Annotated in this window: 25 protein-coding genes; 18 read left to right on the top strand and 7 right to left on the bottom strand. The window is 38.7% G+C overall.

Translation table 11 applies throughout. The features are described from left to right. The first annotated feature begins 140 nt into the window (after positions 1-140). The 6 genes from PZE06_RS03930 (at position 141) to PZE06_RS03905 (ending at position 5,966) form a co-directional block, all read left to right on the top strand. A complete protein-coding gene (locus tag PZE06_RS03930; RefSeq protein ID WP_150915222.1) occupies positions 141-1,442 on the top strand; it encodes an ABC transporter substrate-binding protein in 1,302 nt (433 codons plus the stop codon). A gap of 64 nt (positions 1,443-1,506) precedes the next feature. Then, the gene (locus PZE06_RS03925) at positions 1,507-2,415 is read left to right on the top strand and encodes a carbohydrate ABC transporter permease (protein ID WP_150915223.1); all 909 of its coding nucleotides are present in this window, start codon (positions 1,507-1,509) and stop codon (positions 2,413-2,415) included. Then, complete coding sequence (locus PZE06_RS03920) at positions 2,405-3,229, top strand: carbohydrate ABC transporter permease (RefSeq protein WP_150915224.1); 825 nt, start codon at positions 2,405-2,407, stop codon at positions 3,227-3,229. The genes PZE06_RS03925 and PZE06_RS03920 overlap by 11 nt, the downstream gene beginning before the upstream one ends. Before the next feature lie 12 nt (positions 3,230-3,241). Further along, positions 3,242-4,372, top strand: coding sequence for an ABC transporter ATP-binding protein (locus PZE06_RS03915; protein ID WP_150915225.1), 1,131 nt, complete (start codon positions 3,242-3,244; stop codon positions 4,370-4,372). Then, positions 4,365-5,162, top strand: a complete 798-nt coding sequence (locus PZE06_RS03910) for a sugar phosphate isomerase/epimerase family protein (protein ID WP_150915226.1) — start codon at positions 4,365-4,367, stop codon at positions 5,160-5,162. The genes PZE06_RS03915 and PZE06_RS03910 overlap by 8 nt, the downstream gene beginning before the upstream one ends. A gap of 18 nt (positions 5,163-5,180) precedes the next feature. Then, entirely contained in the window at positions 5,181-5,966 is a 786-nt protein-coding gene (locus tag PZE06_RS03905; protein WP_150915227.1) for an HAD-IIA family hydrolase, read from the top strand. 76 nt (positions 5,967-6,042) lie between these two features. On the opposite strand, the gene PZE06_RS03900 is transcribed toward PZE06_RS03905, so the two are convergent. Continuing rightward, complete coding sequence (locus PZE06_RS03900) at positions 6,043-6,282, bottom strand: helix-turn-helix domain-containing protein (RefSeq protein WP_095312314.1); 240 nt, start codon at positions 6,280-6,282, stop codon at positions 6,043-6,045. A gap of 181 nt (positions 6,283-6,463) precedes the next feature. Here PZE06_RS03900 and sda point away from each other — a divergent pair, with 181 nt between their 5' ends. After that, the gene (gene sda / locus PZE06_RS03895) at positions 6,464-6,610 is read left to right on the top strand and encodes a sporulation histidine kinase inhibitor Sda (RefSeq protein ID WP_150915228.1); all 147 of its coding nucleotides are present in this window, start codon (positions 6,464-6,466) and stop codon (positions 6,608-6,610) included. Positions 6,611-6,837: 227 nt separating this feature from the next. Continuing rightward, positions 6,838-6,966: a hypothetical protein gene (locus PZE06_RS03890; RefSeq protein ID WP_263641555.1), complete on the top strand. Its 129-nt coding sequence runs from the start codon at positions 6,838-6,840 to the stop codon at positions 6,964-6,966. Positions 6,967-7,151: 185 nt separating this feature from the next. Here PZE06_RS03890 and PZE06_RS03885 read toward each other — a convergent pair whose 3' ends face one another. From PZE06_RS03885 to PZE06_RS03875, 3 genes are read right to left on the bottom strand one after another with little or no spacing between them, the layout of a single operon-like run. Continuing rightward, on the bottom strand, positions 7,152-7,766 hold the full coding sequence (locus PZE06_RS03885) for a DUF2306 domain-containing protein (RefSeq protein WP_150915229.1): 615 nt from the start codon (positions 7,764-7,766) through the stop codon (positions 7,152-7,154). 21 nt (positions 7,767-7,787) lie between these two features. Beyond that, entirely contained in the window at positions 7,788-8,222 is a 435-nt protein-coding gene (locus PZE06_RS03880) for a hypothetical protein (RefSeq protein ID WP_150915230.1), read from the bottom strand. A gap of 13 nt (positions 8,223-8,235) precedes the next feature. Further along, entirely contained in the window at positions 8,236-9,240 is a 1,005-nt protein-coding gene (locus PZE06_RS03875) for a DJ-1/PfpI family protein (RefSeq protein WP_191963183.1), read from the bottom strand. 176 nt (positions 9,241-9,416) lie between these two features. Here PZE06_RS03875 and PZE06_RS03870 point away from each other — a divergent pair, with 176 nt between their 5' ends. From PZE06_RS03870 to ytvI, 7 genes are all read left to right on the top strand, one after another. Then, entirely contained in the window at positions 9,417-10,097 is a 681-nt protein-coding gene (locus PZE06_RS03870; protein ID WP_150915231.1) for a response regulator transcription factor, read from the top strand. A 1-nt stretch (position 10,098) separates the two neighbouring features. Further along, positions 10,099-11,415, top strand: coding sequence for a sensor histidine kinase (locus PZE06_RS03865; RefSeq protein ID WP_150915232.1), 1,317 nt, complete (start codon positions 10,099-10,101; stop codon positions 11,413-11,415). A gap of 106 nt (positions 11,416-11,521) precedes the next feature. After that, positions 11,522-11,854: a zinc ribbon domain-containing protein YjdM gene (locus PZE06_RS03860; RefSeq protein WP_150915233.1), complete on the top strand. Its 333-nt coding sequence runs from the start codon at positions 11,522-11,524 to the stop codon at positions 11,852-11,854. 77 nt (positions 11,855-11,931) lie between these two features. Next, entirely contained in the window at positions 11,932-12,384 is a 453-nt protein-coding gene (locus PZE06_RS03855) for a hypothetical protein (RefSeq protein WP_150915234.1), read from the top strand. A 41-nt stretch (positions 12,385-12,425) separates the two neighbouring features. Next, the gene (locus PZE06_RS03850) at positions 12,426-12,920 is read left to right on the top strand and encodes a PTS sugar transporter subunit IIA (RefSeq protein WP_150915235.1); all 495 of its coding nucleotides are present in this window, start codon (positions 12,426-12,428) and stop codon (positions 12,918-12,920) included. Between the two features lie 196 nt (positions 12,921-13,116). After that, on the top strand, positions 13,117-14,406 hold the full coding sequence (locus PZE06_RS03845) for an NCS2 family permease (RefSeq protein ID WP_150915236.1): 1,290 nt from the start codon (positions 13,117-13,119) through the stop codon (positions 14,404-14,406). 616 nt (positions 14,407-15,022) lie between these two features. Then, positions 15,023-16,102 carry a sporulation integral membrane protein YtvI gene (gene ytvI, locus PZE06_RS03840; RefSeq protein ID WP_225310645.1) on the top strand — a complete coding sequence of 360 codons (1,080 nt, stop codon included), beginning with the start codon at positions 15,023-15,025 and terminating at the stop codon, positions 16,100-16,102. A gap of 78 nt (positions 16,103-16,180) precedes the next feature. Here ytvI and PZE06_RS03835 read toward each other — a convergent pair whose 3' ends face one another. Continuing rightward, the gene (locus PZE06_RS03835; RefSeq protein WP_095312348.1) at positions 16,181-16,897 is read right to left on the bottom strand and encodes a 3-ketoacyl-ACP reductase; all 717 of its coding nucleotides are present in this window, start codon (positions 16,895-16,897) and stop codon (positions 16,181-16,183) included. A gap of 317 nt (positions 16,898-17,214) precedes the next feature. On the opposite strand from PZE06_RS03835, the gene PZE06_RS03830 reads away from it, so the two are divergent. Beyond that, entirely contained in the window at positions 17,215-18,399 is a 1,185-nt protein-coding gene (locus PZE06_RS03830; RefSeq protein WP_150915237.1) for a GTP-binding protein, read from the top strand. A gap of 16 nt (positions 18,400-18,415) precedes the next feature. Continuing rightward, positions 18,416-18,565 (top strand): 50S ribosomal protein L33, encoded by a 150-nt coding sequence (gene rpmG, locus PZE06_RS03825; RefSeq protein WP_095312352.1) that lies wholly within the window; start codon positions 18,416-18,418, stop codon positions 18,563-18,565. Positions 18,566-18,759: 194 nt separating this feature from the next. On the opposite strand, the gene PZE06_RS03820 is transcribed toward rpmG, so the two are convergent. After that, positions 18,760-19,215 (bottom strand): VOC family protein, encoded by a 456-nt coding sequence (locus PZE06_RS03820; protein WP_150915238.1) that lies wholly within the window; start codon positions 19,213-19,215, stop codon positions 18,760-18,762. A 76-nt stretch (positions 19,216-19,291) separates the two neighbouring features. On the opposite strand from PZE06_RS03820, the gene PZE06_RS03815 reads away from it, so the two are divergent. Next, entirely contained in the window at positions 19,292-20,197 is a 906-nt protein-coding gene (locus PZE06_RS03815; RefSeq protein ID WP_150915239.1) for a helix-turn-helix transcriptional regulator, read from the top strand. Positions 20,198-20,203: 6 nt separating this feature from the next. Here PZE06_RS03815 and PZE06_RS03810 read toward each other — a convergent pair whose 3' ends face one another. Further along, a complete protein-coding gene (locus PZE06_RS03810) occupies positions 20,204-20,668 on the bottom strand; it encodes a hypothetical protein (protein WP_150915240.1) in 465 nt (154 codons plus the stop codon). Positions 20,669-20,676: the final 8 nt, after the last annotated feature.

Below are 20,676 nucleotides of genomic sequence, written 5' to 3'. Positions count from 1 at the left end.
GAGACCTCTTATAAAATGTATAGATTCATATATACATTTTATTTGAGGTCTTTTTTGCGTGCGTTTTTGTGAGGTGGTTGTAAACAAGCTTTTAGTTTGAATGAATAAAAAATCGACAAGATGAAAGGGAGAAGGAAAAGATGAAAAAACTCGTTATTTTATTCACCTTTGTGACTTTACTGCTTGCTGTTTCCGCTTGTGGAAAAAAGGAAGAAGCAACAACTAACACGACTTCAAATGAAAGTGGGAAAACAGTTATTGAGTATTGGCATGTTAATGCGGAGACACAAGGTGGAAAAACAGTAGATGAATTGGTAAAAGAGTTCAATGCGCAAAGCGAGACAACGGAAGTAATCGCTAAATTTAATCCAGATATGTATAAGGGATTGATGCAAAATCTTCAGGCAGAAGCTGCTGCTGGAAAAGCGCCAGCTATCATTCAGGTGGGATGGTCATTTTTAAATTACTTTGCCAACAATTTTGAATATTCATCACCTCAAGCGATTATTGATCAGTATTTCCCGGAGGACAAAACGTTTTTAGAAGATTATTTCTTGAGTAATGTTTTAGCTTTAGCACAGGGTCCAGATGGTGAACAAATAGGAATTCCTTATTCATTAAGCACACCGGTCCTTTACATCAACAGGGATCTTTTAAAAGAAGCAGGATTGGACGAGAACGGTCCAAAGACGTGGGAAGAAGTGAAGGAGTTCTCCAAAACGATTAAAGAGCAAACCGGAAAATTTGGAGTATACATCCAACAGCCTGCAGACAACTGGGCTACGCAGGCTTTGCTAGAAAGTAATGGAGCAAAAATGATCACAGATGGCAAGGCAACGTTCGCTTCTGAAGAAGGGATAAAGGCTTATCAATTATGGGCTGATATGGTATTAGAGGATCAGTCAGCACCAAACTTGCCATGGGATCAAGGAATTCAAAGCTTTATTGATGGAAATGTAGCGATGTTATATACCACTATTGCACAGCGCTCAAATGTCCAATCGAACTCTCAATTTGATGTGGCAGCGATAAAATCGCCGGCGTGGGAAGGGAAATCTCCAAAACTTCCAGCAGGTGGTGCGATGTTAGCTATTACGGCAAAGGATGAGGAGCAGAAGAAAGCTGGCTGGGAGTTTATGAAGTTTCTTTACAGTATAGAATCGGTGGCTAAATGGACTGAGGGTACGGGATACGTGCCACCGCGTAAAGATGTTGCCGAAGCAGAAAACGGATTGAAAGACTTCTTGGCTGAAAATGAAATGATGAATGCAGCCATTGAACAGATGGATGGCGTTGTTCCATGGACATCATTCCCTGGGGATGCAGGCTTGCAAGCAGAACAACTGTTGCTCGATGTTCGCGACCAGATTCTAGGGGGAAGTATTTCAGTTGAAGATGGTTTAAAAGCAACAGAACAACAAATCAACAAATTATTACAGTGATTGAGGTTATGGTAAGGGGGCCTATTCGGGCTCCTTTATCATGAAAGGTTGGAGGATAGGAAAAATGAGTGCTCTTACAGCAGGTGTCAAAAGATTCAATAAAGAGAATTGGAAAGCTTATTTTTTATTATTTCCGTCCCTACTAATATTTGCTTTCTTTATGTTTTGGCCTTTTATTTACACGATTTATTTAAGCTTCTTTGATTGGAATATGATCAGTCCTACAAAAGAATTTGTCGGTTTTCAGAACTATATAGATATCTTAACTGATCCGAAGTCTTATAAAATTTTTGGCAACACATTTATCTACATTGCTATCTTGCTTGTTTTAAATTGTGTCGTCCCATACGTTTTTGCCTTTGTTATTGATATGGTTTTGAAGCGATTTAAAGGCTTCTATAAAGGGGCTCTGTTTATGCCCGCTTTTATTTCATTGGTAGTAGGCTCGATTTTATTTACATGGATTTTGAATCCTGTTTCAGGGCCAGTTGCTATTATTCTAGGCTGGTTTGGGCTAGAAATGCCGATTTGGAGCAAGATGGACGGCTGGGTCATATTCGTATTAAGCTTGATCACTTCATGGAAGGTATTTGGCTACAATTTCATCGTTCTATACGCCTCCATCAATGGAATTTCCCGAGAGTTAATTGAGGCGGCCCGTTTGGACCAGGTGCCTTTATGGAGAATCTTTTTTCAAATCGTGCTTCCAATGAGCAGTGCAACAGGGATTTATGTGTTTATTATTACGATTGTACAAGGACTCCAGTATGTATTTACACCGATAAAGGTCATTACCCAAGGCGGCCCGAATTATGCCAGTTCAAATGCTATTTACCATGCTTATCATGAAGCATTCGTACTGTATCGCACAGGTCATTCAGCCGCATTGTCTATTTTAACAATGGTGATCTTTCTTGTTCTTTTACTCATCGAAATTAAGTTTGTTGAAAGAGGTATCTATTATGAAAATTAAACGCTTCGTGTCGATACCTTGGCATCTCATTTTTATCGCAACGATTTTTATTTTGATATTCCCGATTATTTTTGCCGTGGGCTCCTCATTTAAATCATTACAGGATGCTTATAATAACGTTTTAAATATCATTCCTATTCAACCTACATTAGAAAACTATCAAACCTTTTTTGATAGCTTACCAGCGATTCAGATCACGGTAAACACTTTTATCATTGCTGCAGTTGTCACAATTTTTAAAGTCATTACATCGTTTTTAGCAGCGTATGCCTTTGTTTATTTTCAATTTAGAGGCAAAACGGTTTTGTACTTTGTGTTAATTAGTACGATCTTTATCCCATTTACAGTGACAATGATTCCAAACTATTTAATTATTTCTAAGATTGGTTTAACGGATAGTATCTGGGGAGTCATTTTACCGCAGCTTGCTGATGCACTCGGGATTTTTTTAATGAGGCAGTCGATGAAAACAATCCCCATGTCATTAATCGAGGTGGCCCGGCTAGACAATTTAAGTCATGTTCAAATTATGAGAGATATTGTCCTTCCTCTCATTAAACCTGCGGTAACTTCAACAGGGATTTGGTTCTTTATTAGTTCGTGGAATGAATACGTTTGGCCAGTGTTGATTTTAAAGACGACAGACAACTTCACGCTACCTTTAGCATTGCAAATGTATATCAGTTCAGAGGGAGGAACGAACTTTACTGTAGCGATGGCGGTGTCCGTCATCACAATGATCATTCCGTTAGCATTGTATTTGGCTTTTCAAAGATATATTGTCGGGACGTTTACTTCTTCAGGAATAAAATAGCGGGGGATGAAGATGAAGGAAATTCGCTTTGTAAATGTATGGAAATCATATGGAAAAACAGAAGTGGTAAAAGGCTTAGATTTTACCATAAAGGAAGGGGAAAGATTAATTCTTTTAGGCCCTTCCGGCTGTGGGAAGTCAACCACATTACGAATGATTGCAGGTCTGGAAGAGGTTACTTCTGGAGTATTATATATGAATGGCAGAGTAGTAAATGACGTTCCAAGTGGAAAGCGGGATGTTGCAATGGTCTTTCAGAATTATGCATTATATCTTCATATGAATGTCGTTGATAACATTACTTATGGATTAAGGGTTCAAAAAGTTCCCAAGAGCGAAATCAAGGATCGTTTGGATGCAGCGTTAAAAATGTTAAAGCTCGAAGGCTATGAAAACCGGTTGCCTAAAGATTTGTCAGGCGGGCAAAGACAACGTGTCGCTTTAGCCAGAGCTGTTGTAAAAAAATCGAACTATTTTTTATTAGACGAGCCATTATCGAATTTAGATGCACAATTACGTGTTTCAGCAAGAAAAGAATTGGTTAAAATTCACGAGTTATATAGACAAACGATTGTCTATGTTACCCATGACCAAATTGAAGCGATGACAGTGGGCGATCGGATTGCCTTAATGAACGAGGGTAAATTGCAAATGCTGGATACTCCGGAAAACGTTTATCATCGACCGGCCAATATCTTTACGGCTAAATTTATTGGTTCACCACCGACTAACGTGGTAGAAGTGATCTATTTGGATGGGAAAATAATGTTCGGTAATCAGTCTTTCCAATTGTCACCGATGTGGGTCAAGCAAGTTGAACAAAGCAAAACAAGCAAAATTGCCTTTGGAATTCGACCGGAACATCTGGAAATCGATAAAACGGCCGATAAAAATGCGCTTAAAGGTACTGTTAAATATGTTGAAAATCAAGGCAATAGCTACGGTGTGTATGTCGACCTTCAAGGGGATGAAGTGATCGCTCTAAGCGAGAGTAAATATTGGTCTAAAGGTGAAACGGTGTATTTAAAGCCTTTAATGAACCATATTCATCTTTTTAATTGCGAAACGACGAATTCAATTGGTTATCCGGCTGAACTAGATCAAGAAGAAACGACATTAGAAAGGGTGTTGATTCATGAATAAGGAAATTTGTTATTCCGATTTACCGTTAATTACAAACGACATAATTAAAAATGTGGAGGGATTAATTGAGAATGGTGCAGATAAGATCGAGCTGTTAATGGATGGAGAGAAATGGGATGACATGGAGACTCTCTTTTTAGAGCTAGCACCACAATTAAAGGCATTGCCAGTTGGTTATACGATTCATCCCCCTGCTTGGGATATTAATCTAACAAGTGAAAATCAGGCCGTTCGAGAAGCTTCATTTTTAGAATATAAAAAGGCGATTGAGTTCGCCGGTATGATCGAAGCGGACCATGTTGTGATCCATCCAGGTTTTTGTTTTTCGCCAGTATTCAATAAAAAGAAAGCACAAGCTCGAGCAGCGGAATATATTCGAAGCCTTTGTCAAATTGCTAAGCCTTTAAATGTGAAGATTGTCGTCGAAAATGTTGGTTATAACGGCAGCTCGCTATTTACTCAAGAAGAGTTTACGAGATTTTTAGATTCAATCGATGAAACGGCCGGATATTTAATCGATATTGGTCATGCCCACTTAAATCAATGGGACATACCAAAGTTGATCAGAGATATAAAAGATAGATTACTTGCTATTCACATTCATGATAATCATGGCACAGGCGATGATCATCTGCCTATTGGAAAAGGGACGATTCAATGGAAAGAAGTCTTCTCTGCAATGCGAGAGGTAACGAATGATTGCCAATTAATTTTAGAGTATGCCCCGATGACATCATTAGATAAATTACGCATGGGAAAAGAAATTTTACAAAAAGAGGTTTTGCTTTAATAAAGGTGGAGTAGCAGGTTGATTAACATTGATGAATTTGACGCATTTTGCTTTGATTTAGATGGGACGATCTATCTTGGTGAAGAACTTCTTCCCGGGGTAGAGAACGTAATTTCTCAATTAAGAAAAGCGAATAAAAAAATAATGTTTATTACGAATTCACCAACACTGACAAGAGCAGAGTGTTGTAGGCGATTAAAAAAAATGGGGGTGGCTGCCGAGCTTGAAGAGGTGATCACGGCGACCTTTTTATCAGCGGTTTATTTTACAGAGCAGGATCCTGATGCACTTGTTTACATAGTTGGCGAAAAAGCCATAGAAGAGGAGTTTAAGCTGTTCAAATTGAAAACGACGAACAATCCGCTTGAAGCCACACATGTTTTAGTAGGGCTCGATCGCTCCTTTTCCTATCAAAAGCTTAACTTAGCGATGAATGCATTGAGAAATGGAGCGAAACTTGTTTTGACCAATCCTGATCCGGCATGTCCAGTTCCAGGAGGCTTTATTTCAGATACAATGGCCATTGCCAGTGCGATAAAGGTGGCTTCTGGGAAGTCGAATGAGCAAATTGTGGGCAAACCGTCCTCATTTTATGCAGAAAAGGTGCTTGAAAAATTGCAGATCAATACGAATCGTTGCCTAATTATCGGTGACCGCCTTGAAACAGATATTCTGCTTGGAAAAGAGAATGATATCCGAACCTGTTTAGTTTTAACAGGTACCTCCACATTGGCAGATATAAAGAAGGAACAAATTTATCCTGATTATATAGTAGAAAATCTCCAATTTTTTTTAAAAGAATAGATCTGTTCGTATTAAACAAGCGCAATTCCGAGTGAATTGCGCTTCACTATGCTTTTTAATAAAGTGTACTGCTTGTTTAGTTTTCCAATTCTTCAAAGTCACCAGGAACTTCAACTAATGTGATGATATCTCGAATATCTTCTATGGAAAGTGTATTCGCAATTTTTTCAATATGTTCAAATTGAATCCGTTCACGTTTCCCGTTAGCGAGCTCACTCAAGGCTGCTCTGCGAATCCCCGTGCGAATATGTAGTTCGCTGATGGACATATTGTATTTATGGAGCAAATCATTAACGCGGACGACTACTTTCTTCACTATTTTCCACCCTTCCACTCATTTCATTCATAAGTTGACTGTACACTTAAGCGTACAATATAATAAAGGTACATCATGTACGCATAAGCGTACATATAGTTTATTAAACTTGATGAATTTATTCTTTCTTCCACATCCGCCGGATTATTATGTTGTAAAAATAATAGATTAGGAGGGGAATATGTTTACAGAGTTAAAGAATGAGGACATTATGCAAACATATCAGCATGCAGTAAAGCTAAAGCTCGATCAAGAATTTATAGAAATTTTAAGAAAAGAAATGGTTCAAAGAGGCATTATGATTGAGGAAAATTTGAATAAGAAATAAAGTCAATATTTGAGCTGTGCGCTCGTTAATTAAGAAAAAACTTTATTTGAAAATTTGTCCACCGCTAAGGCGGTGGTCTCTTTTTTCCTCAGTGATGGAACCGATAGTTCACTGGATTGAAGAGAACATGATGCGGCTAATGAGAGAAACACCGAAAGATTGCCGAACCGGTTTATTTGGTTTCAGATGGAACGGCGGGGGGTGAACGAGCTCTCTAGGAAGTGTTTGTGAAGAGAGTGGATTTAGAGGAAGTGTCCTCATTGAACCGGGATGAGCAGAGAGTACGAAGAGAAAGTACGAAACGAGGTTCTTTTGGACTGGAACGAGCAGGAAAAACGAGAGAAATGTCCGAATAGAACGGCTATTAGACTGAAATCAAATCCGGTCATGGAAATGGAAAATTTGCCTGAAAGGGAGGAGCTGAACGTGAAGGACAGCTCCTTTGAGTTGTAGCTGTGCAGGAATCAACAATGGCTCCGCAGGCATTTTGCTTTTTTGGTCTCGCTGCGTTTGTCGAATCTATAAAAATGAGCAGCAGTTGTTAATGAAAAACGTTCTTTCTTATAACAAGCTCTGCGGCGATAAGATTAAGGAGCCAACATAGCCATACGGCTAAAGTATATGAAGTTCCATAAGGAATGTGGATGACATGATGTGCAATTGCGACCACTATATAGATCGTCATATTGGCAAATGAAAGAAAGAAGCTTCGCAGCATCCATTGTCGATGAAGGGTGACTTTTCTGCCTTTAATATACCAATAGCCTAAGACAGTTGTACCGAGCCATAATATATTCAAGATAAGAAACCCTAGGATGCTTAGCCATCCACCGGTTGCAAAAAATGAAACGTAGACGCCTGGAATGAAGTTAAGGATGATAGAAATGACGTAAAGCCGACCATTCCAACGGTGGAAGGACAACGACTTTATCCTTATTTTTTTGAGAACTCCCAATGGTCCTGTAAGAAGAGAAAGCACTGCCAGGAGAATATGGATTCGTATCATGAATGTCCATAAGTCTCGGTTTGTTAATATTTCCTCTTTTCTAGATATAAACGTCTCGAAATTTGGATCAACGATAAAGTTCTTCGATAAAGTATGGAAAATCCATAAGATCGGGATGATAACGACGGCAATTTTAATAGTTTTTTTCATAAACGATTCCTCCGATGGGCTTTACGCAAATAAACCTCGATTTGTCATAATGAAGCTTGCTGCTATGATGAATAAAAAGAGACACCACCCATACCATTTCAGCTTTGTGCGATTATTTATTAAATTTACCTCAGGCTGTTCTGATGAAAGTATTTTTTTCAAAAGAGTGTTGATCATACCAATCATGGCGCCAATGAGGACAAGTAGCAATGTGGCAATGACGACCCATTCAATGGAAGGATAGGTTGAATAGCCCATAGTCATCCATCCTCCGGTAATGAGGAGGAGGATTAAGGCATAATGGCCACCGCGGGTAAAGGTTAAAAAAGTCGTAATGATAGTTTTTAATTCATGGCCCGCCTGGGAGAAGAGACGCTTCATAATAAAAGGAAAAGCAAGAAATACACCTAAAAATAATGCGCTTATTACATGAAAGAATACTAGAATTGAATACATGAAATGACCACCTTTATGAAATTCTCGTTCCGATTAATTTCGATGAAGGAAGCATACCTGCTTTCGCCTCACCAGATATAATATCACCCTCAACGGAGACTGCGAACTTTAGTGTAAGGCGCATCGGCTTGGACACTTTCATGGCCCATTTTAGTATATTTCCTTCTATGGAAACGTCGTCCAAGGGAACGATGTCTTCCCCGTGTTGGCCCGTACCGGACAGTTTACCATCCCTATTTTTTATATCGAATAGGACCGTTAGCTTGCCAATAGGCGTCGTAATCGTGGCATTCCATTTTCCCACAAAATCGATGCTATCTTTTATGGAAGTGAGATTGTGGGGACTGGCTGCTTCTATCACATGTTCATCATGAACTTCTTGAGGGGTGATTCCATCATTTTTCCAAACGATTCCTCTGCGTTCATATTCGAATAATTGCTCGACTGCATGTGCGATGCGAGGTCCCCATTGGCGCTCAACTAAATAGAGAGCAAGATCGAGTCCAGAGGTCACGCCGCCGCTTGTAACCAGATCTCCGTCGTCTACAACCCGTGCGTTGACAACGATGGCATTGGTGGCCTTTAAAAGTTCCATTCCTAGATGATGTGTAACCGCATGGCGGCCTTCTATTAAATCGGCCATGGCTAAAATAAGAGAGCCGCCACAAACAGTAGAAAGAAGGATTTCCGTGCTGTCCATTGCTTTTTTGAGCATGCTTCCTAACGCGGTTTCGGCTGCTTCTTTTAATTTTATGGGGATGGCGTCAGGGCCATGACCATGAATAGAACCAGAGGCTCCTGGGACGATAATAATACCTCGATCATGTATATTCAGTTTATCAACGGCTTGAAGCTGTACATCATTAACACCGCTTGTGACCAGTCTTTTTCCTTCCGCTGATACGAGCTTGACTACGATATCTTCACTGCTGTACATGGCAGCGGCAGTGAATACTTCAAAAGGAGCAACAGCATCGAGTAAATCAAAACCATCAAATAAGACAATTTGCACGTTCATAATCTTTACCTCCATTTTTTGTTAGGCTGTTATAAATTAGCATAGCGATAAGATGTCACAAATAAATGGACAAAAGAGTCACAAAACGATCACAACATATCGGCCGTACTTGTTCTGTAGGGGTAAAATGGTAAACTAAAGGTGAATTTCAGTTGTAGTGAAAGCAAGGTGGAAGCGTGGAGGCCAAACAAACTATTTTAGTAGTGGATGATGATAAAAGCATTGTGGAACTTTTGAGAGACTTTTTGGAAAATGAGGGATTCTCTGTAAAAACTGCTCATGATGGCGATCGAGCATTAGTTGTTTTAGAGGAAAATATCGTTCACGCACTTATCCTTGATATTATGATGCCGGGACAAAATGGGTTTGAACTTTGTAGACAAATTCGTGCAGAAAGTGATATTCCCATTCTTTTTTTGAGTGCTCGCAGCGATGATGTGGATAAAATCCGCGGATTAGCGCTTGGAGGAGATGATTACATTGTTAAAACAGCTTCACCCGGAGAAATTGTCGCGAGAGTGAAGGCTGTATTGAGGCGTTCCCATTCTCAGTCTAAAAGAAAAATTATCGATCATGATCGGCTCACATTGGATTTATCGACAAGAGAAGTATGGCTAGATGGACAGTCTGTTTCTTTAACGCCAAAAGAGTACGATTTGCTGCGATTATTTGCCGAACGTCCTAAGCATGTTTTTACTTATGAGCAATTATTAGAGCGATTTTGGGAGGGAATTGGCGATAAACACACCGTCCGCGTCCAGCTTAGTCGTCTTCGTGAAAAAATTGAGCCTAATCCGAATGAGCCACAATTTATAATGAATGTTTGGGGAATAGGCTACCGTTTTAAAGGGGAATAAAATGAAAAAAATTCGTATTCGAAAATTTACAGTGCTTTGCTTCGCACTCATCCTCACTCTTCCGTGGCTGTTTTACGTCGCTGCTCATTTTCTCGTAACGAGTACACTTACTTTCAGATTCGACGATGCTCAGCTGGAGCAAATCGAAGCAGCCGTGGACATGATTGAAGAAAATGTAGATATGTGGACAGTGCCCTCATGGCAGGAGCAATTAAGTGAGCAGGTGGAGGCATCCCAATTGGACGTTTCTATATGGTCGGGGTCAGGTCAATTAGTTTTTCATACAGGAACGGAACGAGAACGAGCTTTTTTAAGAACAGAACAATTTTCTATCCTTGAGGAAGGGAAAGTTCTAGGCCGGGTTGCGATTTCCCAAACGGATTCAAGAACCGTGCAGATCATCGCAGCTTTTGTCGGTTTACTTACTGCTTTTATGCTTGTTGGCGTTCTTCTGCGAAAATATATTCTTAAACCGTTAGAAAGTATGAGCAAAGGTGCACGGAAAATTGCGGAAGGTGATTTAGATGTGCAATTGCCAACGTCCCGAATTGCCGAAATTAGGGAGGTACATGAAGGCTTTAATGTGATGGTAAGGGGGTTGAAGGATTCCTTTCAAAAGCAAATGGAGTTCGAGGATGAAAGGCGTTTTATGCTTGCAGCATTAGCCCATGATTTGCGGACCCCATTGTTTGCCTTGCGAGGTTATTTAGATGGCCTCGAGCGCGGAATTGCGGATACTACAGAAAAACGGGCGAAGTATCTAGCTGTTTGTAAGGAAAAATCAGCTCAGCTCGACCAGCTTGTGGAGGAGTTGTTTGCATTTTCAAAGTCTGAGTACCATGACGTAAAGCTGAATAAGAAAGAGTTTGATTTTAATCAGCTTTTGCAGAGAGCTATTAATAGTGTAGCTCTGCAGGCGCAAAACAAATCTATTTCATTTGACTTAGCTCATTTGGAAGAGACTTGCTTTGTGAAGGCAGACGCCCATCTGTTAGAACGTGCGCTGAACAATTTATTAGAAAATGCGGTGCGATATTCCCCCATGGATGGGAAAATCATTGTTACCTGCGAAAAAGATAACGCTAACTTGATTTTTACTATTCAAGATACAGGGGGAGGATTTACTTCGGACGATTTGGCACGCGCGTTTGAACCGTTTTATCGTGGTGAAGCATCAAGAAACCGTGCTACCGGAGGAACTGGGTTAGGGCTAGCTATTGCTAGACGAATTATGAGGCAGCATGACGGGGATTTAGTTGCAGCAAATTGTGAGAGCGGCGGAGCGATAATAAGAGGTTGGCTTCCTCTTAATGATTAAAACTTTTCCCTTAACACTTGCTTGAATGTAAAAAGTGCAGCCCAATAATAGGGCTTTTTTGTTATAGTAATCATATGTGAAAAATTTTAATAACGGGGGAGAATTGATGAGCCATTTACCAAATTGTCCAAAATGTAGTTCAGAGTACACGTATGAGGATGGCGCTTTGCTCGTATGTCCAGAGTGCGCCCATGAATGGTCGTTAAACAGTGAAGTAGAAGAAGAGAAAATTTACAAGGATGCAAATGGCAACGTATTACGTGATGGGGACACGGTGACAGTGATAAAAGATTTAAAAATCAAAGGAAGTTCATCCGTTTTAAAACAAGGAACGAAAGTAAAAAATATTCGTTTAGTCGATGGAGATCATGATATTGATTGTAAGATTGATGGTTTTGGTGCAATGAAATTAAAAACTGAATTTGTGAAGAAGAACTAATATAAGGAGCATAGTGGCAACTGTGCTCCTACTAGAAATGCCCTTAAGGTTGCACTTGAAGAAGGAGCGAGACAACAGTGGAGTTACAGCAAGCTAGAACAAATGAATGGTATACAGCAATCCTCGTTTTATCGATTCTTATTCCTGTTCTTTACGTCATATATTTATTGATGATCTTACAAGAAAACGGACAGTCCATTGAAGGGTTATTGAAATCACAGCCTATCTATGGTGTACTTATGTTGGTTGCTTTTATTAATCCGATATGGGGCCATTTCCTTAAGCATATTCCAAAGGGAGAGCGGGTTAAAGAAGGAAGAGGTGATCGCTTCCTTACGTATTTGCTAGTTTCCCAAATTGCCGTAGGGAATATTGTCATGCTTGTCCTTGCTTTATTAGCAAAAAGGAGGCTCCCGCGAGCTTCAGAGCCACAGCCATTAACAATCCTTGAGAAAATGGTCTCCTTGGCTTTACTCGCATTATCACTATTTGCAGGATATCTTTTATTAAGATTCATATTCTTTGTATAGCAATCGTTTAGTAGCACTTATCAGAAAGGTGGTTCTATGCTATGTTGTCAAAATTATTTGGTAAAAAAGAAACGAAAGTAACAATTTATTCACCAGTTGATGGGGAAATTATCCCGTTATCAGACGTGCCTGATCCGGTGTTTTCGCAAAAAATGATGGGTGATGGTGCAGCGATTAAGCCTTTGAATGGAACAGTGGTTTCTCCAATTGAAGGAAAAATTGTGCAAGTTTTTCCGACAAAGCATGCTGTTGGACTGCAAACGAAGAACGGTGTTGAAATTTTAATCCATATTGGACTAGAAACGGTCGGGATGAATGGGGAAGGGTTTGAAGCGCATGTTGCTACAGGGGATTCTGTAAAACCAGGCGACAAGCTAATCACCTTTGATCCTGAATTAGTAAGGGAAAAGGCGGCAAGTGATATCATTCCGATTGTAATCACAAATACAGATCAAATGCAGTCGATTACGAAAAATGATAAACCATCTGTTCGCGCAGGACAAGATGAATTATTAGTCGTAGAAGTAAGTAAATAATAATTAAAAACCAGGACATCTCATTGTTAGCTGTATGTTTAACAATGGGATGTCCTTTACTGTTGAAGTGTTTTTTTGCTTTAAGCGTGAGTGTTGGCAGGAACAGTAAGTTCTGTTACAATATCTGTTTGTGGCTCACCTAATTTTTAGGGAGAGCGGGTAGGGAGAGGGCTAATTGAATAGTTAGGTATGATAGATGTTTAATCGACTTTTTCAGCTGGAAAAGAATGAGACAACGATTAAGCGAGAGTTGTTAGCGGGGATAGTGAGCTTTTTTACGATCGTTTATATTATTGCGGTCAATTCACTTATTCTATCAGAAGCTGGGATTCCGCTGGAAGCAGCGATAATGGCAACGATTGTGACCTCCTTTGCAGGTTGTTTCTTAATGGGGTTTTGGGGAAATGTCCCGATTCTTCTCGTTCCTGGAATGGGCGTCAATGCTTTATTTTCTTACACAATCGTCCAATCGATGGGCATGTCATGGCAAGAAGCGCTAGCTGTCGTGTTAGTATCAGGAATGATTTTTATGATCGTGGCCTTCTCGAGGTTCTCGAAAACGTTGAGTGACTCTATACCTCAGCCATTGAAAGAAGCTATTACGATTGGGCTTGGATTTTTTCTTATGCTCATCGGACTTGAAAAAGGTGGCATTGTTGAAAAGGGGACGAACTCGATCATCGCATTAGGTAATTTGGGTGAACCGCAGGTACTTGCAACAATGTTAACGTTCCTCATTGCGATTGTATTGTTTTTACGCAATGTTCCTGGGAACTTCTTAATTACAGTTGTTGTAGGAACCGCATCGGCATGGGCATTTGGCGGAATTCATTTTGAAGAGGGGCAATCAGAAACTTTTTCACTGTCTGATTATACCGCCGTAGTTGGAGCTTTTTCCTTTGATAATGTCCTGTCATTTGGCTTTTGGATTGCTGTTTTTTCCTTAACGATGGTGCTCGTCTTTGAAAACATCGGACTGGTGCATGGTCATGTTTCTTTCATAAACCGTTCAGATCGATTTTCACGTGCATTTCAGGCTAATTCGATATCAGTCTTTCTATCTGGTTTGTTTGGATCAAGTCCAACTGTCGCAACGGTTGAAAGTACAGCAGGGATGGCTGCAGGCGGGAGAACAGGCTTAACAACTGTGACAACAGGTGCTTTGTTTCTTCTTTCAGCATTTTTTATTCCGGTCATTAAGCTGATCCCGAATAGTGCCGTTGCACCAATCCTAATTATTATTGGAGGATTAATGCTGCAAAACATCCGTAATCTGAATTTAGGAGATTTGAGTGAAAGCTTTCCTGCGATTTTTATTATCGCGATGATTCCTTTCACTTATAGTATTGCAGATGGAATCGCTGTTGGCTTTATTTTGTATCCGATCTTAAAGATTGCAATTGGAAAAGCAAAAGAAGTCTCCGTTACGTTATACGTCATTGCTAGCCTATTTCTTTTTAACTTTGTATTTCATATATTTGGTTAATGACTGAAAAATTCCAAAACACTAAAGCAAGTGAAGCTAAATACCTCGTTATTCTTCACTTGCTTTTTAAGCTTCGATCATTAAAAGAGAGATCCACAGATCAACCTCAAAAACCCTTCAATGAATTCGTATATCTTGCAAATTAAAGATGAATTTTCACGCAATCCAGCCATCAATAAAAGGGGACATGTTCGCCTGTAATTCCGAGAGCATGAAAAAAATCTTTCCAGAGTTGAAGAACGCAATAGAAAATGGGAAAATAGAAGGAGACAAGGAAATGGAAGAATGATGGGCAATTTTTCAACTAAAGGAAATTGATGCTCCTTGTGTTGAGGAAATAGGCAGTCAGTACTTCAATAGGTCAATAAGCAATAAACAATCATTGCTTGTGGAGAATATACCATGAAAAATATACAAAATTGTATTTCTTTTCACAATAATCAATATATTGAATTTGTTAAGGAATACTTTAGTTAAAGTAAAACTTTTTATAGTAATATAATTAGAGTAAGTAAGGATTCTTAAAATTTACATTCGTCTGTACACAGATTAGGATGAGGATAAGGGAAGAAAAACTTAACCTGCTTAGTAAGGGAATTGGGAGGAAGATTGACGATTGTCAAAACAAAGTCTTATTAAACGAATTTTAATGACAGTATTTATATTGATAGTAGGAGTTTTTATTTATATTTATTTTTCTGCATTTTTACCTGTGTTATTAGCTCTTTTAACAGCCATTGTTTTTGAGCCTTTTGTTAAATGGCTTCAGCAAAAGTTAAAGGCAGAAAAAAGATTGCTACCGGTTATAATTGTTTTTTCAACTTTTATTATCATATGTGGTGCTAGCTTGTACATTATCTTAACTAAGGTTGCAAGCTCCATATATGAGTGGTCCATTAATATACCCGAATATGCAGTAGAAATACAACAATTTACTAATAATCTAATTGTTCGATTTAATCAGTTTGTTGAAGAAATTCCACAAGGTCACCTGATTATTATTGAGTTAGAAAAACAGTCAGATGCCCTCATTAATACCGTAACGCAAATTACTACACAATTAATTAATTCTCTTGGTATATGGCTACAGTCTATCCCTAATATGTTATTTGTGACACTTGTTTATTTGATTACTTTTTTCTTAATCAGTTTAGATCTACCGAAATTAGTCACCATATTTTACAACTTATTTAAAACAGAGACATCGGACAAATTGCGTTTTGTTTCTCAGCAGATGAACAAAGTCTTTTTAGGGTATTGGAAAGCACAATTTGTTCTTAGTATTGGGGTTTTCCTTATTACCTATATTAGTCTTCTATTTATTTCACCGCGGGCTGCCCTGATTATGTCAATTATAATTTGGGTGGTTGATATTATTCCACTTTACGTTGGTCCTGCACTTATCCTTGTTCCATGGGGGATCTTGGCTGCCATAATTGGAGATATGAATACAGGTATTCAACTTATTGTTCTTGCTGTTATCCTTCTTATCCTAAGGCGTGCCATTGAACCGAAAGTGCTGGGTGATTCAATAGGTCTTAATGCATTGCCAACGGTACTAACAATGTACTTCGGTTTTGTGTTTTTTGGTGTCATGGGATTGATATTGGGCCCTTTTGTTTACATTGCCATCCGTTCAGCAAAGGATTCAGGATTGTTTGATTTTGCATTAAAGAAAACACAGGAAAAAACTTGAGGTATGTATGGGCAAACTTTATAACAAAAAAGGGGCATTCGTAAAGAATCGCCCCTTTTAACGTTGGGATTATATGATTTACGGATTTGTCGACCATAAGCCTGCTGTTTTGATGAATACTCTTGGGTTTAGTTTTAAACCTGCGACAAGGAGATCAGCTAAATCCTCCGGTTGCATCACATTTTCAGTGTTTCCAGAAATGAGATTTGTTTCAATTGCTAAATCAGTGGCCACGGTGCTCGGTGTTAATGCTGTGACGCGGATATTATGCTTTCTCACTTCCATCATTAGCGATTCGCTTAATCCTAAAACAGCAAATTTAGAGGCGCTGTAGGCACTTGTTACAGGAGCACCTTTTTGACCAGCCGTAGAAGAAATATTGACGATATCACCGGATTTTCTTTCGATCATCTCTGGTAAAACGGCTCTTGTTACATTGTAGACACCCATTACATTTACGCGGATAATGTTCTCCCATTCTTCTGGTGTCAAGTCTAGGAAGCCTCCGAATTTAGCTGTTCCAGCATTGTTAATGAGGATATCAATGGGACCAAGATCTGATTTGATATGTTCAACTGCATGGCTAACCGCTTCAAGGTCTGCAACATCTGCTGTTGCTGCGGAAATATTGATATCATAGGTTTCAAGCTCGGCAGCAACCTTCTCAAGATTGGACATTGTCAAGCCTATTAATCCTAAGTTAACACCTTCTTTTGCTAATGCTACGGCGACTGCATGTCCAATACCTCTGCCTGCACCGGTAATGATAGCTGTTTTTCCTTTTAGTGAGATCATATCATCATCCCTTATCAAAGATTTTTAAAACATTACATTTGTAATTAAAAACGAAGGAGGATGAAAATGCAAAATTTTTACCTCAGCGTCGTGATAAGTTTTTTAATTCGCTCTATATATTGAAAAAACTTGATCTTTACAGATCGGTGTATTATTATTTAAATCGTAATCTTTACGATTTAAATACGATTGCTATCTGGCTTTGTCCCTCATTTTATGAAAACTTATGTTCACGATTTAGTAAGTAAAAAGGAGGAGCTATCATTATATTTTAAATCGTAATAATTACGAATTAACTAAAGGAGTGCTAATAAAGTATGGGAAAAATACCAGTAACAGTATTAAGCGGATACTTAGGATCTGGAAAAACAACGTTGCTAAATCATATTTTGGCTAATCGAGATAATAAAAAAATTGCCGTTATCGTCAATGATATGAGTGAAGTAAATATAGATGCCTCGATGATCAAGCAAGGAGGATTTTCTAGAACCGATGAAAAGTTAGTGGAGCTTCAAAATGGTTGTATTTGCTGTACATTAAGGGAAGATTTGATCATTGAAGTGGAAAAACTTGTGAAGCAAGGTGATATTAACTACATTGTAATCGAGTCTTCTGGAATTTCAGAGCCAATTCCTGTTGCTCAAACCTTTACTTATATTGATGAGAACTTAGGGATCAATTTAAGTGAATTATGTAAGTTGGATACAATGGTAACGGTTGTCGACGCGAATCGTTTTTGGCATGATTTTGCTTCAGGGGAAACTTTGCTTGAGCGAAATCAAGCCAACGATGAACTGGACACGCGCGAAGTCGTTGATTTATTAATCGATCAAATTGAATTTGCTAATGTGCTTCTTTTAAATAAAATTGATTTAGTCGATAAAGAGGATGTTCAAGAATTGAAAGCTGTCCTTCAAAAATTAAATCCAGGCGCAAAAATAGTGGAAAGTATTCAAGCACAGGTGCCTTTACATGAAATTTTAGATACTAATCTATTTGATTTTGAGGAAGCAAGTCAAGGAGCAGGCTGGATAAAAGAATTGAATGAGGAACATGTTCCAGAGACAGAAGAGTATGGAATTTCTTCCTTCGTTTATCGCAGAAAAAGACCTTTTCATCCGGAAAGATGGATGAAATGGCTCGAACAGTGGCCAGAGGATATTGTACGGGCAAAGGGCTTTTTCTGGCTAGCCACTCGCAATCATATAACAGGCTTACTTTCACAAGCAGGTCCTTCTATTATGATTCAGGGAGCAGGTGAATGGATTGCGGCTTATTCTGAATCGGAAAGAGAACAAATGCTCAAGGAGGAGCCTGAGCTATTGGAAAGATGGGATGAAAAATTTGGAGATCGGATCATCGAACTCGTCATGATCGGGATCGATATGAACCAAAGAGAAATTGAATCGACATTAGATGATTGCTTGTTAACTGACGAAGAAATGAACATGAATTGGAGCGATTTGGACGATCCACTTCCAGCATTCACAATCGCTAACTAATAAAGGAGGAAGAAAAATGAGAGTCAAAATTACTTTAGCATGCACAGAAACAGGAGATCGCAATTACATTACCACGAAGAACAAAAGAAATAACCCTGATCGGATTGAACTCATGAAATATTCGCCAAGATTAAAAAAACATACTTTGCATCGAGAAACGAAATAAGAGCATAATCACGAGATTTAGGAAACGTATCAAAGACTGATCTAGTTTCCCTATAGAGATGAAAAGGCATAGCGTAGTGGGCTTAAGAGGCTATGCCTTTTCCATTTGCTCTTTGGGCAGCGTATTCATGATGATTCGAAAAGGTAGAATATTTCAAGATGGTTTTTAACAATCTATCTGGTCATTCTACTAATTTAATTAACGAAGCTATTTAAAAATTTACTTGCATCACTATTAAATTTCCACGTTATACCGAATTTATCCACTAACAAACCAAAACTTGCTGACCACGGTGTTGAAGATAACGGCATGAGCACTGTACCATCTATGGAGAGATTTTCGAAATAGTGTTGATTCATTTCAGGTTCAGCATCAATAATACTAATTAAAACGTTATTTCCTTTTTGCACCTCACCGGTCACGGCTTGCATAGAAGGCAGTACATCAGAGAGCATTAAGATATTCCCTGAAAACTCAATTCGAGCTTCCATAATCATGTTTTGTTCTTCTTCTGATAATGGAAAGTTTGGATCTTGACCAAAAGCACCAAATCTCACTTTTTTGCTGCTTGTTACTTGTAGTGCCTGTTCGTAAAAGGTTAGAGCCTCTGCTGCCTTCCCATCAAATTGTAGATACGCTATAGTGTTCATCGTGTATTTCCTCCTTTCATGATTGAAGTATAATAGGAGATAGGCGACATATGTATGTCGTATATGGGAGGATAATATGAAAAAAATTGAGAGACTTATCTCGATCGTGATGATCTTGTTACAGAAGGAAGTGGTTTCGGCATCAGAGTTCAGTCATCTTTTTAATGTGTCGAAGCGAACGATTCAGCGTGATATGGAGGCATTAAGTTATGCCAACATCCCCATTTATGCCGAATATGGTACTGGAGGGGGATATGCGCTTATGGAAGAATATAAGTTCGATAAACGATTATTAAACCACAAAGATATTGAAAATATACTCGTAGCTTTAGGTGGGTTTGAGCAGTTAATCACGAATAATGAAATTCAAGCAACGATTCAAAAAATCGCAGGAATGACTAACGTCAAAATCTCTCCAAAACTTGATTTAACTTTTTACGAGTGGCCAGGGCGAAAGGAAATCAAAGAAGAACTTGCTTTTATTACTCAAGCGATTGAGAAACATTGGTTATTAAAATTTGATTATGTGGATCAAAATGGAAACACAACAAGTAGAGCTGTAGAACCGTATAAAATTCATTTAAGCGAGATGCATTGGTACTTATTTGCTTATAGTTTAGAACGTGAAGACTATCGAACATTTAAATTGACGAGGATTTTAAATCTCAAAAAAGATGGCGTTTTCGTCCCAAGATCAACTGCAAAGGCAAAAGAAGAAAAGGACAGTAAGCGGCAAAGCTTGGTGAGTGTACAACTGTTGCTCGATGTTGCTGTAAGAGAGCAATTCATCGAGAGATATGGAAAAAATACAGTTACAAAAGTGGATAAGAGAAGCTATATAACGACCATTGAACTGCCTGACAGTCCATATGCCTACCAGTTTTTAGCTGGATTTGGAAATAAAATTAAAATATTGCAGCCAAAAAGTTTTATCGCAAAATATTTAAGTTTTTTGGAAGAAACAGTGAAGCTGTACAAATAAAAAGGATCAGGAATGGCTATTTTCTTTTTCCATTTCTCGTGGCTGTTCTAATTGTCCAATCGAAAGGGCCTGATATTTTTGTAAGAGTTCAATTATTTTTCTCGTTTGCTCTGTTTCACATTGTAGAATAATGGTCGCCTCATCCATTCTATCTGCTTGTTTCTTTCTATTTTTTCTATTTTTAACGAGAGAATAAGCAAGTAATCCGAATGCAAAGCCAATGACGGTTCCGAAGAGTCCCCAGAGAATGGGGCCTAGAGTTAAGACAAATCCGCTGGAAGCTCCAATTACAGCGCCTGCAGTCCCAAATGAAATCCCTACTTCAAAAGCGTGGGGACTATTTAGATCATTTTTGTTTTCACCTGAGTCCATAAACACAATCAGTATACGTTTTCTTGATATGATTTTTTCCAGTTCAGCAAGTGCTTGCTCTAACTCAATTGATTGTTTAAATAGACCGATGATCAACATGAAAATAA

Origin of the sequence: Robertmurraya sp. DFI.2.37 (genome assembly GCF_029211245.1) — a bacterium.
Lineage (GTDB): Bacteria > Bacillota > Bacilli > Bacillales > Cytobacillaceae > Robertmurraya > Robertmurraya methanolica_A.
Note: the sequence above shows the minus strand (reverse complement) of the source record. Positions and strands in the feature narration are given on the sequence as shown.